Source organism: Paenibacillus luteus, assembly GCF_006542765.1.
GTDB classification, from domain to species: domain Bacteria; phylum Bacillota; class Bacilli; order Paenibacillales; family Paenibacillaceae; genus Pristimantibacillus; species Pristimantibacillus luteus.
The window spans coordinates 215395-231035 of the sequence record NZ_SKCD01000097.1; the positions used below are offsets into that span (position 1 = coordinate 215395).

The following is a 15641-nucleotide window of genomic DNA, read 5'->3' on the forward strand; positions in this document are numbered from 1 at the left end:
ATGTTAAGCCATTTCACGTTCCATTAGATCTGCTTGCTCTGCAATCGTCAGAGACGAAATAACCTCTGCCAGATCTCCGTTCATGACCGAATCCAGCTTATGCAGCGTGAGTCCGATTCGGTGATCCGTAACACGGCTTTGCGGGAAGTTGTACGTACGAATTCGTTCGCTGCGATCTCCCGTTCCGACCTTGCTCTTGCGTTCGCCAGCATATTTCGCTTCTTCTTCTTGACGGCGAACATCGGAAATACGTGCACGAAGCACGGCAAGCGCCTTCGCCTTATTTTCATTTTGAGATTTGCCATCCTGACAAGTCGCCATAATGCCTGTAGGAACATGCAGTACGCGCACAGCGGATTTTGTCGTATTAACGGATTGGCCGCCTGCTCCGCTAGAGCAGAAAGTATCCACACGAATATCCTTGTCAAAAATTTCAATCTCTACATCTTCAACCTCCGGCATAACCGCTACCGTCGACGTCGATGTATGAATACGGCCGCCTGATTCCGTTACTGGAATACGCTGCACGCGGTGAGCGCCGCTCTCGAACTTCATTTTGCTGTACGCGCCTTTGCCAGTAATCATGAAGATTACCTCTTTAAAGCCCCCAACGTCATTTTCGCTAAAATCCATCAGCTCTACGCGCCAGCCCTGTGCATCTGCAAACTTCGTATACATGCGGTACAGCTCATAAGCAAACAATGCTGCTTCGTCGCCACCGGCCGCGCCGCGAATTTCGACGATAACGTTCTTGTCGTCATTCGGGTCCTTCGGCAGCAAGACGATCCGGATCTTCTCATCAAGCTCAGCTTGGCGCTTGCTTAATTCGTCAATCTCCATCTTCACCATTTCACGCATTTCGTCATCGAGCTTCTCTGCCTGCATCAGCTTGGCATCATTGAGCTGCTCGGTCACTTGTTTATATTCCGTAAAGGCATCATACGCCTCTTGTAAATCTGACTGCTCCTTGGAAAGCTCTCTAAGCCGCTTGGGATCACTGGATATATCCGGATCACACAATAGCTCACTCAGCTTCTCATACCGGTCTGCGAGTGCTTGTAAACGGTCAAACACGATCATTCACCTCTGTTTATTCCATTAGGATAATGTTCATTATACCATATCAGCGAAGGAGTATCGACTGCTGGTTTCGATTTACAGCCAGTCATTGTGCCCAAATTTGCAATAAAGCCCCGCAAGCGCATATTTGCACTTACAGGGCCATATTATTCCCATTTTTCCTATACGTTAAAACGGAAGTGGATAACGTCGCCGTCGCGCACGACATATTCCTTGCCTTCGAGGCGAACTTGCCCCTTCTCGCGCGCAGCTACCATGGTGCCAGCTGCAGCAAGATCTGTAAAAGATACCACTTCGGCGCGTATAAAGCCGCGTTCGAAATCGGTATGGATAACGCCTGCCGCTTGCGGCGCTTTCGTTCCGCTGCGAATCGTCCATGCACGAACCTCTTGCACGCCTGCTGTAAAGTACGTGTACAGGCCAAGCAGCTTGTAAGCCGAGCTGATCAGGCGGTTAAGGCCTGACTCGGTCATGCCAAGCTCCTCAAGGAACATGTCTTTATCCTCGCCCTCAAGCTCCGCGATTTCCGCTTCTACCTTCGCGCTGATCGGTACAACGTCTGCGCCTTCGGCTGCCGCGAACTCGCGTACCTTTTGAACATATTCGTTGCCGTCCGAATTAGAAACCTCTTCCTCACTTACGTTTGCGGCATACAATACCGTCTTCATCGTCAGCAAGTGCAAATCGCGGATAAGCAGCTTCTCGTCGTCGCTAAGCTCAACGCTGCGCGCCGGCATATCGTTATACAACGCTTCTTTGACGCGCTCAAGCACTTCAATCTCTTGGGCAACCTTTTTGTCGCCGCCTTTAAGGTTTTTGCGTGAACGATCGATTTTTTTGTCAACCGAATCAATATCCGCCAGAATAAGCTCCAAATTGATCGTTTGGATATCGCTGATTGGATCTACTTTTCCGGATACATGCGTAATATTCTCATCTTGGAAGCAGCGAACCACGTGAACGATCGCATCTACCTCACGAATATGCGCCAAAAACTTGTTGCCTAGTCCCTCGCCCTTGCTCGCGCCTGCGACCAAGCCGGCAATATCAACGAATTCAAACGCTGTTGGCACGATGCTTTTAGGAACAACCAGCTCAACCAGCTTATCGAGACGCTCGTCCGGTACTTCAACAACGCCAACGTTAGGGTCTATGGTACAAAAAGGATAGTTGGCAGATTCTGCCCCTGCTTGTGTAATTGCGTTAAATAATGTCGATTTCCCGACATTTGGAAGACCTACGATTCCAGCTTTCAATGCCATGCGATAAGACACCCCTATTTTCCCGAAAGTAAACAACTCCAGCTATTATACCCCAGCGGCACCTACATTGAAAGTACTAACGGTTCACGAAGCCTGCGAATGATAACGGCAGACACGGAAATACTAAGGATGCGAAGGCTTACCGGATTATGTCCGGAAGCAAGCTTTTTCTGCATACGCATAATACGAATGGGAGGCAATCGCATGGAAAACCAAACGCACAAAGGTAATTACAAAGGAACCACGAGCATGAAAGCAAAAAATCAGGACATGGCGTTCGTCAATGATACCGTAGAAGATGCCAAATCCGTAACGAACTTCTCGTCCGAAAAGAAAAAAACAGACTAGCTATCGTCCATTATCCGAACGGAAGAAAGGCGTGAATACGACCGGCATAAGACCGACTGTACCCACGCCTTTTCTATATGTTCTGCGAAGAGAAGCTACATGCGAAGCGGTGCCTCCTGCAGCTCAGCGCGTGCTTGTAAATAACGGAAGAACGCAACGGAAGCCTCGCCTCGTGTCACTTGCTTTTTCGGCAAAAATTTGCCGTCCGATAAACTCATGATTTTCAAGCCTACCACGATTGCAGCCTGCCCCTTGTGTTCAATCTGGACGGAATCCTTGTAGGTCGTCTTAAAGATATGATCATAATTCGCAAGGGCATTATAGCCCAGCGCCCTTACGATAAGCTCGGCCATTTCATCGCGAGACACGTTTCCGCTTGGATTAAACGAGCCATCGCCAACATCAATTAAATTTTGCTGCAGTGCGCTTTCTATATAGACGAAATATCTCGAATCCGTCGCTACGTCGTTAAAGGAAGCTTTTGCAGCGCTTTCTGCTGTGCCGTATACGCCCGGATTACGTCCGCTGCTCCTTGCCAGCACCAACATTTTAATTAGTTCGCCACGGGTAACCAGCTCATTTGGCCTTACTTTTCCATCAATAACATCGAGCGCTTTGTATGCGACCATCAGCTCCAGCTGGCGCTGAGCCCAATGTCCCTCGATATCGTTCGCCTTCGGCTTCTCAAGCTGCGTAGCTTCGCCCGTTTCCCGGTTGCGCCAGCCGCCCGTCTCTGCATCAAGAAATACAGATTCATCCATTAATTTCGGTACCAGACGATAGACGAGCTCCGCGTCCGTCGTCGTTACCACATCATCGCCTTTAAGCTCTCCAGCTGCAAGCAGCGTCTTGTATTTTTCAATCGGAATCGGCTGCCCGTTCCATACGAATTGCTGTACCAGGCGATAGGTCAGCTGCGTACGGTAGAAAGCAAGCCAATTCTCCACGGCCTGCTCCTTTTTAATCAGTACAGGAGCTTTTGCCGGATAAGTAAAGTTTGAAAGGTATGCGTCATAATTGACGATGTCACCTGTGCGAGCATGGACACCCACATTAATATTGTCATACTCCACAGCAGCTCCGTGAACTTTGTGCACAAAGCTGAAGTAGTACTGGCGATTGCCGCTCATGTCTTCGTACTGCTTAGGGTCCGGCTTCACCAAATAAAGCTCATGCGTCAGCCATGGCAAATGCTTCTTTACGGCAGCAGTCGCTGCAGCCGTAGCCTGCTCCAACGTCAGTGCCGTGCTTCCAGGCTGCGCCTGTTCATTATACGTATACACATAAAAATTGCGAACTGCGCCCGTTCTGCCATCAACAGATGCCGACGCGGAGCCAATCTCCTTGCCTTCCTTCTTTACTGTCCAATTCAACGACCAATACGTATCAGTTGTCCCCGTATTATCATTATAGCTTTCACTGTAGTTTGAACCGCTCAGCACTGCATCCGCTGGCAGCTTGAAGGCTGCCTTTACTGCGCTCTCTGCCTGCTGCTCCGTTACAGTACTTTCCTTAGGTTTTTCCCCCAAAGGCTTCTCCGACAACGGCTCATCAGAAACCTTGCCTGCTCTATAATCGATACCGTCCGATTGCTCCTTAATCTTACCCGTAACGGCATCAATAGATATAGGCTGAAGCATGTAGCTAAGCACCGGTTTCTTGACTCCCTGCATACTATAAGGAACTGTGTAAGTAAGATCTGGAGATGCCGCCGCACGAAGCTTTACGTTAGCTTCTTCCGTCGTCAGTACAGCATCCACTTTCGGAAAAGTGATGGTATCGTCCCACTGCATGGAATATCTCCTAATATGACCCTCACTGTCGACTTCAAGCTCAATGTAGTTGTCTACATAGGGGATGTTGTGAACTAAACGGTCATAACGGAGCGAATGGACAACCTCGCCCGACAATGGCGGCTGCAACTGCACCCCATAGTCTGGATTATATTGAATTTGCTCTTTATAATCGGCTGCAATGGTTTGAATGAACTGAAGAGCAATTTGCTGAGCAGCTTCACGCTCCACCTTTAACGGATAGGTAGGCTTCGCCGAGGGGTTATCGGTGTACGAGCTAAATTCAAGCAATTGCCCGCTGTCTGCATGAATACGCACATAGATACTGCCCAAATGCTTGCCATTCACCTTCTTAACAAAGTCGAGCCCCCACGCATTACGTTTGCCGCTTGCCAGCAATTCCATGGACAAGTTGGCGCCTTGCAGAATGTATTCCTTCGGAATAACCACGTATTTCCTTGCCATTGCCTCTGCCTTTTCCTTATTAATCGCTACGTTTGCCGGAGTATCAAATGCCTCTTCCATTTTTCCTCCTTCTGCAGCAGTTCCTGCTGCTCTTGCTGCATCCGCGGCTGCCGGCTTATTAACGCTTTCGGCAAATGCCGAAGCCGGCAACACGCTCATCAGCATCACCGTTGATAATATGACTGCAAGCTTTTGTCGGTTGTTCTTTCTCACAATAACCCCTCCAATGCTTTTCCATATAATTCATAAATTAGACGGAGCATACAGGTAAAATGTTGCAAAACAAGGTGAAACGGCTTTCGCCGTGCTATGCAAGAGAATGGTGTCCGTTTCTCGTGGATAACGAAGACGGGCTTTAACGTGTAAACCATAATAAGCCTTGTATAAACAAAAAGACTGACTCCTACCATGCAGGAAATCAGTCTTTTATTCATTAGTAGGACTAGCGCGCAGTTTTCCTTTGTGCGATAAAGGTCCCAATTTTTTGTAAAATATAAATGCCAAGCCAAGAAGACAAAATAATGAACAATGGCATAACCGTGAAGTTATATCGATATTCCGGTACGAAGACGAGTCGGATCATCGTCATAATAATAATAACTACGGCCAACATCGCTGCCGGATGTCGCCATCTCCACACAAGCGCAAGAAGCGGAATAATCGTGCTGTATATAATGAATACATGCAGGGAAGCCACTTTCGGATACGCATGATAAAGCGGTGAATGCCCAGAACCAAAGAACATATGGGTATATGTATATTTAAGCTTTCCTACCGTATACCACTTCACATATTTCCAAGTCTGCTGCGTAAAGCCAGCTTTTATGCGCGCCCAAGCATATTCATCCTGCGTCATTCCATTTTGCTCTACGATTTTATCCGTGTAATCCTTATCCGGGTATGTACCTGCTTTGAATGGATTGGACTGAGATGCTGTCACAACAAATTCATTCAGCGATACGACATTCCGTATCCACCATGGAAGCATCGTAGCCGACAAACATAGGCCAGTAATGATGCCAAGAAGAGCTACTTTTTTGAAAATAGCCCATTTGGACGGACGAGACACCATTAAATCTGTTTTCGACCTATACCACTGTTGAAGTAAGAACACACCATAAAGCGGTACGAACAACGGTAAAAATTCAGCTCTGACCAAAACCGTAATGCCAAGCAATAATCCTGCGAGAGCAGCGTCACGCTTGCGCTGTGTCCGAAAAGCATAGAGCTGCATTGATAAGTAGCCCATTAGGAAAAATAAAGCCAACGTTTCGGTAAGAACTGCACCGTTCGCCCAAATAAATGGATGATAAATCGCTGATACAAACAGCGCCATGATGGCAACCCACTTGTTTCTTGTTGCTTGCAACGCAATCATGTAAATCAGCACTAATGTGGCCAAGCTGACGAGAACCTGTACCCAGCGAATAAGCGGGAAAGGCTCTACGTTGATCTGATCAGCAACCACATACATCGCTGTCATAAATAAGGGATAACCAGGCGTCACTCTAGCGTTAGAAACCTCTTCCTTATATGCGTAGATCCCTTTATCAAGCAATCGGTGTACCATTTCATCGTAATAGACCGTATCGTGTGACACCTTATGTGTAACTGAAGTCAGAAAGTCAGCTCTCAGCCAACCGGCAAGCAGAAAAATAAGGACGATCGCTATCGTCCAGGCTTTGTTTTTTCTAAGCCAATCCATCACTTTTGATAATCCCCCTCGTTCCTAGCCTCCGCTTATTTCCATGCCAATACGATAACGCCAACTAAAATGATGGCAACCCCAACCCACCGTTGAAACGGAACCGATTCATGGAAAATAAATACGGCTGCTACCAAAGCAATTACATAAGCGAGGCTTTGCAGCGGATACGCTAGGCTTAGCGGCAGCTTCTTAAGCACATACAGCCACAATACCGTTGCAATACCGTACAGTACAAGGCCAGACCAGATATGCGGTGACCATAGCAATGTCATCCAAGAATCGCCTTTGGATGTATCAAGCTTGTTCATTCCTGTTTTCCAGAGCAGTTGTCCCGATACAAGCAGCAGAATATTAAAGAATAATACAATATACGCCATTAGGAATCCGACCTTTTACGTTCATGTAATTCGTGATGCAAAATGCCCAGCTCCTGAGTAAGACGAATGACCTTCTCCGACAGCTTGGAGACGATGACCGTAAGGTGCAAGATCAGCGCAATACAAAATAAAATACCGACTAAAAATAATAATGCCGGCGCATAATTGATTCCAATCGCATGAGCAAGCAAATCAATGATTTGAACGCGTACGGATAAAATCAACATAACAACACCAAATAACAGCCACAGCATCGAATACTGCTCTCGCAGCAATCTGCGGTTAATTAACATAATCAGCACAAACAAAAAACCTATACTTGTGATAATCCACAAGGCTTGCATGGTGTATCCTCCTTGTAGCTTTGCTATTCTATTCTAAAGCAAAACCCTCTTCGTAAGCATCGATAACGGTTATGACTGAATTTCAACAGGCTTCGTTGTCTTCATGCTGCGGATAAACAGCGCCAGCGTTACCTTAATCATGTAATACACCGATCGCATTGCATTTATTGACGATTTGCCGCCTGTACGAGCGTCCATAACGACAGCAACCTCGCTCGTGCGCAATCCGCTGCGATGGATAAGCACAATAGAATCCACTTCTGGATAGTCAGTGGCGTAGTCGCTTTGGAATACGGCAATCGCACGCTTGTTGGCCGCACGGAAGCCCGATGTTACATCCAGAACACGTTTGCGCGTCATTGCACTGACGATAGTGGACAAAATTTTAATTCCTGCTCTACGGGAGGCAGAAGAAAGAAACCCCGTTTGCTCAATAAAGCGTGAACCAATCGCCAAATCAGCTTGGCCGCTAAGAACAGGATCAAGAATAAGATGAAGCTGCTCCGCTTTATGCTGTCCGTCACCGTCCACCTGAACAGCAACATCATAGCCATAGCGATAAGCATAGCGATATCCGGTCTGCATAGCGCCTCCAATACCCAAATTAGTTGGAAGTGTAACAACAGCAGCACCATTCGCTTCAGCCACTTCTCGGGTACGGTCCTTCGAGCCGTCATTAATGACCAAGATGTGAGCGGACGGGCAGTGCGTCTTCACATCATTGATCACATGGCTTATGCTGTGCTCTTCGTTATAAGCCGGGATAATAATCAATATTTTGGAAGACGTCAAACCTTGTCGCAGAGACTCTCCGGTTATCTTGCTGTCCTTTTTCGTCATGACTGCGTTCACTCCACCATCACTCCATAAATCATAGTTTAGGCACGCCGATGCGCACAATTATATCAATTCTACTAGATAACTCTATTAGAAAGCAACAGAAACGATTGTGAATTTGTGTAAAAACTGTAGAAAAATCGCGGTCGACATAACCATATGTTACCTAATATAGCAAAAAAATTATAGAATATGAGAGGATAACATGAAAAAAAATACCGCCTGGTGATCAGATCAAACTGATACCAGACGATATTTAGACGAAGGCTCGCTTCGAAAAGTTGCTTACATTTGACCGGAGATTTTTGCTTTCAATGCGTCTTTGCTTTGTACGCCAACCATTTTGTCAACGGGTTGACCGTCTTTGAACAAAATAAGCGTTGGGATACTCATTACGCCGAATTGGGAAGCAAGCTCAGGCTGCTCATCCACGTTGATTTTTGCAATTACAGCTTGGCCTTCCAATTCTGTGGAAAGCTCCTCAACGATCGGAAGCTGCATTTTGCAAGGTCCGCACCATGGTGCCCAGAAATCTACAAGTGAAACGCCGCTTTGAATGCTCTCGGTAAAGTTCTCTTTTGTCAATGCTACTGCCATGTCAATCATCCTCTCCAAACAATGTGTGTATGATTAAGGGAATACCCGTCTCACCGTTTATTGAAACATCATCTGCTAACCACAGGCATGAATCTTCTTTAGCACATCCTGAATCGTTATCGCGCTAAAATGGCTTTCCAGCTGCTTCTCCGCCGTGCAAAAAATACCGAACATCACTTCGTTCATATTCGATCCAACGACACAATCCATCTCTGGATTGCCTGAGCACCAGCTCGGAATGAGCGATCCTTGTGCCATGACGCGATAAATATCCGCTAAAGTAACGACGCTTGGATCAATCGTCAGCCTGTAGCCACCGCCTGAGCCTTCGCGTGTATCCACATAGCCATTGCGGCGCAAACCACTCATCACCTTCCGAACGCGTGCAGAGTGTGTGCCCACATTCTCGGCAATCATATCGCTGCTCGCCATTCTCTCCGGCAAATAAGCCAAGTAAACGAGACTGTGTACGGCAATCGTAAATTCGCTGTTCACTGTTACGGGCCTCCCTGCTTTGTACTGTAATTTTATCAGTTACAGTTACATTTGTCAATAGTCAGGACGCCTGTTTCCTTCATTAGCATACGACAGTGTATATTGAGATATTCTCTATCAGATTTTGGATGCTGCTCGTAAAGTTTTTTTTCACGGGTTGGCATGATTGGTTGCTTTGCCTGAATAAATATGAATTGTGCTTCTTCATTCGGTTTTTCATCCCTAACCGTGAAGCACATGCTTCCTAAACTAGTTTTACTTTGTAAAACTTTAAGGAGGTGACGCATAATGGCATTATTTTGGAGTCGTTGGATACCCGTTCGTACGGAGGGGGGATCAAGATCGGAGTTGATTGACCGATTGCAGGCCCACTTCAAAGCAAATGGCTTGAAATCCAAAATTACCATTGAAGGCAATTCCTTGAGACGGATTCATGTGCTTAAAAAGGACGCCGACCTTGCCAAGGGGCTGCTTGAAGCCTTTGACGAGGAGCATTAAACGGATGGCGGTACAGCTTGCTGCGAAGCTATGTTGTGCCAGGCAGCGGCTGCCCTCAGGGCAGCCGCTGCAAAGCTTTATGATTTAGGACGAGCGTCCTGTTACCGAAGAGCTTCTCATCCAGCGATAACCCTTGCGGACACCATTCAGTACCCATTCGGGAACCGGTTTTGGTCTTTTGGACAAAAACGGCATATATATGCGGTTGTATGCCTTTTTCAAGTCATCCCACATTTGGCAGGGCTCTTCCTTTAGAAAGTCAGAGATATCGAGCACGATACCGCGCCCGTCCTTTACCATCACATTTTTCCCGTGTACATCATGGGGATGCAGCCCTCTTGCGCGAGCATAGTCCAGTGCCTGATCAATATCCTCAATCGCTTTTTTCGGGATGGCGACGCCATCAATAATGCATTGATACAGCGTCTTGCCTTGCAATCTTTTTAAGATTAAATAATAATGCCCTTTATACTCTCCTGCATGGTAACACCTGGAGTATGCCGGATGATCACCAATTCGCTGGTAAACTTCGCATTCACTCTCCCAGCCTTCCCGGCCAGGCGCATATACTTTCACGGCAATCTCGGGATATTCGCCATGCATAAATACTCCCGCATAATTGCCAGCTCCGAGCAGTTTCCAGCCTCTCGGCACCACATCCACGCGAATGGGATTTGTGGGGTCCACGCTGTTAAGTTCAAGATCTGAGAGCAGCGTCTGTTCCATCAGCGCTTTATACGTCTCCAGCTGTTTATCTTCCATCCTGTACAGCTCCTCTTCCTTGCCTATCCTATACCCATAATCTCCTCCATTGTAAGACCATAAGCCATAAAAATAAAGACCATGATCAAAAGCAATTACAGCTCTTAATCATAGTCTATATGATTCGTAACGTTAGTGGCCTCCGCTTACGACCTTCAGTCCAATAACTCCGGCAATAATCATAGACAAGAACAACATTTTGCGCCAATCCCTGGATTCTCCGAAAATGAACATTCCGAGGACTACGCTGCCAATCGAGCCTATGCCCGTCCAAATGCCGTAAGCCGTGCTGATCGGTATGGTCTGAAGTGCTTTAGATAAGAAGAAGAAGCTTACAAAACCTGCTGCAATAGCGCCAACCGTTCCCTTCCAGCGCTTAAAACCGTCGGAGAGCTTCATGAACGTAACTCCACCGACCTCGCCCAAGCCGGAAATAATTAAAAACACCCAAGCCATATCAAGTACCTACCTTTTCACGTTCTTTGTTGTCAGTGCTTATCGTATTCTTGAAGGACGGCTCCTGATCCAGAGCCGCCTCTGCTGCTGGGTTGCCTTTCTCCGGTAAAGGCTTCTCCTTGGAAACGAGCTTCAGCCCAACTATACCGCCAACCAGCAGCGCGATAAAAAACAAGCGCCAGAAATCCGCAGGCTCATTCAGCACCAGAATGCCAGCGATGACAGTCCCTACTGTACCGATCCCCGTAAACATGGCATACGCAACGCCAATTTCAATCGTACGCATCGCACGAGCAAACAACGTAAAACTTGCAGCCAACAGAACAACGGTAATAATACTCGGAACAAGCTGCGTAAACCCTTCCGAGTATTTCAGTCCAAATGTCCAGCCTACCTCCAAAAAACCTGCCAATAACAAAAACACCCACTGCATATTCGTTCAATCCTCTCTCGCTGTCATCGTCCATAGCTGCCATAATGATTCCCACACCATTTGCTTCCTTTTGTCAAACAGCTTTTCTTCATACAACTGGTTTTCTACGAGCATGCCGTCTACACATACATAAAAGGCAGCAATCAGCCGTTCTTCGTCCAAGGCATTGAACAATCCGGCCGAGGCCCCTTTGCGCAGCACAGCAGCAATGCCCTCCGTCAACTCATTTTCGTACCGCAGAAAATCCTGTCTCAGTTGATCACGCAGATGCCTCGGAGGAACAAGAATGGTCCGCTTCAGAAAAGCCTGACCGGTAGTCATATGGCCTAAGTCAGTAAAAAAACCGAACAACAAGCGCACCTGCTGCTTAATCGATTCCCGCTCCATGCTTTGAAGCAGTTCCATGAATTGCTTCCGTTCCTCCGCAATCACTTGATAGATGAGCTGAAGGAACAGCTGCTCCTTGGATTTATAATGCGCATATATGGAAGGCGTCTTGATACCGACCGCTTTAGCAATTTCTGACAAGGAAGCTCCTTCGTATCCCGACTCTGTGAACATCATTAGCGCTGCCAGTTTAATTTTCTCTGATGTCGAAGGTTCCGTCCCCATCCCTGATCGCTCCTGCCATGTCGCCCGTTCCCTTGCCTAACGAACGTTAGTTTCATCAAATTGTAAGACGAAAGCAGTAAAAAGTCAAGATGCCTTACACAAATGATTTTCGACGTTCTTAGGCCGTTTATTGAACAAAAAAAGCCATGCATGTCCCTTTTTTCTAGCAAAGGAGTACATGAATGGCTATAGCTTATCGCTTTTAATTTCGCTTGTATTTGTCCCACAACATCCAGCAAGCATTCACAATCATGCCCAGACCAAGGCCAAGGACCATAACGAGAACATTTAAGATCAGAAAATAGACGAGCAGCAGCCCAAAATCCGTTTGGTTATCCGATAGTGGCAGCACTTGGCTGAGCACAAAAGCAAAAATAACGCTAAACGGAATCCAGAACAAGAAAACAAAAGCCGGGAAGTACCAATGGCGATTTCTGAAAAGCTTCACAATCGGCGCAGCGAAAGCAAGGATCATGATGATGCAGATCAGATAGCTTTGCTTAATGATGCCACTGTTAAAGTAAGCAGCATACAAAAACACGTTGCATGCCACCGCATAAATGATGCTCAATACCAGCACAGAGCGCATCGACCGCTTGAAAAGCACCTGTTCCTTTGGGATCTCTTCCATTTTAGGAGCCTATAATTTCTTGAAGCGCTGCTACAAAAGCGTCCATCTCTTCATCGGTGCCAATGCTTACGCGCAAATATTGGTCGATTCGGGCCTGATCAAAGTAACGAACAAGCACACCCTTGTCACGCAGCTGCTGGAAAAGCACCTTAGCCGCTATTTCTTTATGCGAGATGAAGACGAAATTCGCTTTGGAATCAGTCACTTTGAAGCCCAGTTCAAGCAATTGCTTCGTTACGCGCTCGCGCGTCGCGATAACCCTCGCTGTCGTGTTACGGAAATAAGCGTCGTCCTCAAGCGCTGCGACGGCACCAGCCAAAGCAAGCCGGTCAATCGTATAAGAGTTGAACGAGTTTTTGATCCGATTCAGTCCCTCGATCAGCTCTTCACTGCCAAAAGCAAACCCTACGCGGAGGCCCGCCAAGGAACGGGATTTGGAAAGCGTCTGAACAACCAGCAAATTCGGGAAGTCCTGAATCAATGCGATTGCCGATTGGCCGCCAAAATCGATATACGCTTCATCGATAATGACCACTTGGTTCGGCTGCCCTGCAAGCAGTGTACGGATGTCATCAAGTGCAAGAAGTTGCGCCGTTGGTGCATTGGGATTCGGGATGACCACTCCCCCGTTATCCGGATGAAAAGCATGGACAGGCACGTTAAACTGCTCATCAAGCGGAATCAGATCAGCGTTTAGGCCGTAAAGCTTCGCATACACCTTATAGAAGCTGTATGTGATGTCGGGAAACAGGATTTTTTTGGCAGGATCAAAAAATGCCGCAAATGCAAAAGCCAATATTTCATCCGACCCGTTGCCAACGAATACCTCTCCCGTGGGCAAACCATAATATTTTGCAGCGGCTTGAACTAGGCTCTCACAGGTAGGATCGGGATAAAGGCGCAAATCCGCGTTGTTCGCCTCCGCAATCGCATCGATCACCTTTGGAGATGGCGGATAGGGATTTTCATTCGTATTCAATTTAATATAGGTTTTATCCTTGGGCTGTTCTCCCGGCACGTACGGAACTAACGATGCGGTCAGCGGACTCCAAAACTTACTCACGGGTTAATCTTCCTCTCCTCTGTTACATTTCAAATCGTGGTTTCATTTTAACATGAATGCCAGATCGGCCTTTATTTATATCGAATTAGAAACTTCATCATCAACAAGCCGATCCAAGCACCGAACGTATTTAGGATAATGTCGTCGACATCGAAACTCCCGAGCTTTGTTACCAGCTGAACCACCTCAACCACGGTAATGAGTGCGATGGAGGCGGCAATGAGCCTCCAATGGCTTAGGCGTTTCTTGTTCAGCAGAGGCAGGAAAAAACCAATCGGGACAAAAAGGACGATATTGCCGAATAAATTTTTGAACCAGATGTCAAAGTTGAAATGGTCATAGTGAATGATATATTTTTTTATCGTATATAAAGGAACCAAATTATAGCTATAACCTTCGCCAAAATAACGATTGCGGTAAAATAGCAGCCACCCCATAATAAGCGCATAACACAAGGCAAGCACGGTCAACAATAAATTCAAATACAAGCTTTTGAAATATGCATTCGGGTACAGACGCATCGCTTAAAGCCTCCAAGGAACGGAAAACACCTGAAACTCATCAGCTCCCGTAATCGCTAAACCATTAAGCTGATGGCCCGTTGCACAGCCGCCGTCCACGCCAATCTTCCCGGGTCCGAACCAGATGTCGGGCTTGCCATGGATATCAATGGTTTTGGTATGGCCAAATATAACCGTTTTGTCCACATTCGTAGGCCTACTGAGAAACGGCTCCTTGATATATAAAAAATCTCTGGCAGGTTGATCCTTCCAATTTAAGTAGTTGGGATTAAGACCTGCATGCACATATATAAAATGCTCGTCCTCGTGATAGTAGGGCAGTTGATCTAGAAATGTCATATGATGAGAATAATGCTCCTGCACAGCAAACTGGGCCTGTTCAATCACATACTCGATCGAGCCTTGCTTGATGCCAGAGTAGCTTTCGGCAGTCTGTCTGCCGCCATGTCCGGAAAACTTCAGCAGCGCCTGCTCGCTGCGCTCCAGCATCACATCGACCAGGCGTTCATCATGATTGCCTTGAATGGCGATGGCGCCATCCTTTTGAACCAAACCATAAACCTGCTCTACCACTTCACGGCTGTGAGGCCCCCGATCCACAAAATCACCCAGCAGCATTAACTGATCCTCGCCTGGGCAATAATTCATCAGGGCCAGGAGATCATTAAACGGCGTGTAGCAGCCATGAATATCGCTAATCACAAGTGTCCTCTTCATACGCGTCTCCCCGAGATCACTAGATCTCTCTCTACGCCATCAAGTACGGCCACTTTGGGCAAATGCCCCCATGGCTCGAATTCAAACTTGCGGAGCAGCGCCAGACTAGGCTCGTTATGCCCGAATACGAAGCCAAGCAAGGTGGTAAGCCCTAACCGTGGGCTTTCCTCCAGTGCTCGTCGCATAAGAACGGAACCAAGACCTAGATTGCGATATTGCTCTGCTATATAAATACTGATTTCAGCTGTCGCTTGGTAGGCTGGTCGGCCATAAAACGATTGAAAGCTAAACCACGCCGCTATCTCTCCTTCGATACGAAGCACCCACAATGGCCGGGAATGGGCTGAATGCTCATCAAACCAAGCCCGCTTGCTCTGCACGGTTGCCGGCTCCAAATCCGCTGTTACCGTCCGGCTGGCAATCGTAGAGTTATAAATGTCGACAATGCGCTCCAGATCGCTTAGCTGCGCATCGGTAATTTCATAATTAAGCTGTCTGGACATGCTTGCCACCCCTTACCCTTGAGAAATAAATATATTATTTTTGCAAATCGAACTCTCCTAACTTTGTCAAATTATATCACACCACAGATTGTTTAAGCATGCAAAAAAAAGCCGCCGAGCATACAGCTCAGCGGACGGA

General features: G+C 47.0%; 20 protein-coding genes. 2 read left to right on the top strand and 18 right to left on the bottom strand.

What is annotated here, in order from left to right; genetic code table 11:
- Nucleotides 1-3 precede the first annotated feature (3 nt).
- Entirely contained in the window at nt 4-1074 is a 1071-nt protein-coding gene (gene prfA / locus E0496_RS35275; RefSeq protein ID WP_141506547.1) for a peptide chain release factor 1, read from the bottom strand.
- Between the two features lie 167 nt (nt 1075-1241).
- Nucleotides 1242-2342, bottom strand: coding sequence for a redox-regulated ATPase YchF (gene ychF / locus E0496_RS35280; protein WP_141506548.1), 1101 nt, complete (start codon nt 2340-2342; stop codon nt 1242-1244).
- A gap of 204 nt (nt 2343-2546) precedes the next feature.
- Here ychF and E0496_RS36040 point away from each other — a divergent pair, with 204 nt between their 5' ends.
- Complete coding sequence (locus tag E0496_RS36040) at nt 2547-2690, top strand: hypothetical protein (RefSeq protein ID WP_175598170.1); 144 nt, start codon at nt 2547-2549, stop codon at nt 2688-2690.
- Nucleotides 2691-2785: 95 nt separating this feature from the next.
- On the opposite strand, the gene E0496_RS35285 is transcribed toward E0496_RS36040, so the two are convergent.
- From E0496_RS35285 to E0496_RS35315, 7 genes are all read right to left on the bottom strand, one after another.
- Entirely contained in the window at nt 2786-5161 is a 2376-nt protein-coding gene (locus E0496_RS35285; RefSeq protein ID WP_141506549.1) for an S-layer homology domain-containing protein, read from the bottom strand.
- A gap of 229 nt (nt 5162-5390) precedes the next feature.
- Nucleotides 5391-6653 (bottom strand): phospholipid carrier-dependent glycosyltransferase, encoded by a 1263-nt coding sequence (locus E0496_RS35290; RefSeq protein WP_241675106.1) that lies wholly within the window; start codon nt 6651-6653, stop codon nt 5391-5393.
- Between the two features lie 35 nt (nt 6654-6688).
- Nucleotides 6689-7033, bottom strand: coding sequence for an EamA family transporter (locus tag E0496_RS35295; protein WP_139996879.1), 345 nt, complete (start codon nt 7031-7033; stop codon nt 6689-6691).
- Nucleotides 7033-7377 carry a DUF2304 domain-containing protein gene (locus tag E0496_RS35300; RefSeq protein ID WP_141506551.1) on the bottom strand — a complete coding sequence of 115 codons (345 nt, stop codon included), beginning with the start codon at nt 7375-7377 and terminating at the stop codon, nt 7033-7035. The genes E0496_RS35295 and E0496_RS35300 overlap by 1 nt, the downstream gene beginning before the upstream one ends.
- A gap of 69 nt (nt 7378-7446) precedes the next feature.
- Nucleotides 7447-8217 (bottom strand): glycosyltransferase family 2 protein, encoded by a 771-nt coding sequence (locus E0496_RS35305; RefSeq protein ID WP_141506552.1) that lies wholly within the window; start codon nt 8215-8217, stop codon nt 7447-7449.
- A 282-nt stretch (nt 8218-8499) separates the two neighbouring features.
- On the bottom strand, nt 8500-8811 hold the full coding sequence (trxA, locus tag E0496_RS35310) for a thioredoxin (protein WP_139996876.1): 312 nt from the start codon (nt 8809-8811) through the stop codon (nt 8500-8502).
- A 75-nt stretch (nt 8812-8886) separates the two neighbouring features.
- Nucleotides 8887-9306 (bottom strand): RrF2 family transcriptional regulator, encoded by a 420-nt coding sequence (locus E0496_RS35315; RefSeq protein WP_141506553.1) that lies wholly within the window; start codon nt 9304-9306, stop codon nt 8887-8889.
- 288 nt (nt 9307-9594) lie between these two features.
- Here E0496_RS35315 and E0496_RS35320 point away from each other — a divergent pair, with 288 nt between their 5' ends.
- Complete coding sequence (locus tag E0496_RS35320) at nt 9595-9804, top strand: hypothetical protein (RefSeq protein ID WP_141506554.1); 210 nt, start codon at nt 9595-9597, stop codon at nt 9802-9804.
- Nucleotides 9805-9888: 84 nt separating this feature from the next.
- Here E0496_RS35320 and E0496_RS35325 read toward each other — a convergent pair whose 3' ends face one another.
- The 9 genes from E0496_RS35325 to E0496_RS35365 all read right to left on the bottom strand — a co-directional run bounded on the left by E0496_RS35325 (nt 9889) and on the right by E0496_RS35365 (nt 15502).
- Complete coding sequence (locus tag E0496_RS35325) at nt 9889-10566, bottom strand: serine/threonine-protein kinase (protein ID WP_175598171.1); 678 nt, start codon at nt 10564-10566, stop codon at nt 9889-9891.
- 132 nt (nt 10567-10698) lie between these two features.
- Nucleotides 10699-11022: a DMT family transporter gene (locus tag E0496_RS35330; RefSeq protein WP_141506555.1), complete on the bottom strand. Its 324-nt coding sequence runs from the start codon at nt 11020-11022 to the stop codon at nt 10699-10701.
- 1 nt (nt 11023) lies between these two features.
- Nucleotides 11024-11455: a DMT family transporter gene (locus E0496_RS35335; RefSeq protein WP_141506556.1), complete on the bottom strand. Its 432-nt coding sequence runs from the start codon at nt 11453-11455 to the stop codon at nt 11024-11026.
- A gap of 6 nt (nt 11456-11461) precedes the next feature.
- Nucleotides 11462-12067: a TetR/AcrR family transcriptional regulator gene (locus E0496_RS35340; protein ID WP_141506557.1), complete on the bottom strand. Its 606-nt coding sequence runs from the start codon at nt 12065-12067 to the stop codon at nt 11462-11464.
- Nucleotides 12068-12269: 202 nt separating this feature from the next.
- Entirely contained in the window at nt 12270-12698 is a 429-nt protein-coding gene (locus tag E0496_RS35345; protein WP_141506558.1) for a hypothetical protein, read from the bottom strand.
- A gap of 1 nt (nt 12699) precedes the next feature.
- Nucleotides 12700-13761: a histidinol-phosphate transaminase gene (hisC, locus tag E0496_RS35350; RefSeq protein ID WP_141506559.1), complete on the bottom strand. Its 1062-nt coding sequence runs from the start codon at nt 13759-13761 to the stop codon at nt 12700-12702.
- A gap of 71 nt (nt 13762-13832) precedes the next feature.
- Nucleotides 13833-14282: a VanZ family protein gene (locus tag E0496_RS35355; RefSeq protein WP_141506560.1), complete on the bottom strand. Its 450-nt coding sequence runs from the start codon at nt 14280-14282 to the stop codon at nt 13833-13835.
- 3 nt (nt 14283-14285) lie between these two features.
- The gene (locus E0496_RS35360) at nt 14286-14999 is read right to left on the bottom strand and encodes a metallophosphoesterase family protein (protein WP_141506561.1); all 714 of its coding nucleotides are present in this window, start codon (nt 14997-14999) and stop codon (nt 14286-14288) included.
- Nucleotides 14996-15502, bottom strand: coding sequence for a GNAT family N-acetyltransferase (locus tag E0496_RS35365; protein ID WP_141506562.1), 507 nt, complete (start codon nt 15500-15502; stop codon nt 14996-14998). The genes E0496_RS35360 and E0496_RS35365 overlap by 4 nt, the downstream gene beginning before the upstream one ends.
- Nucleotides 15503-15641 lie beyond the last annotated feature (139 nt).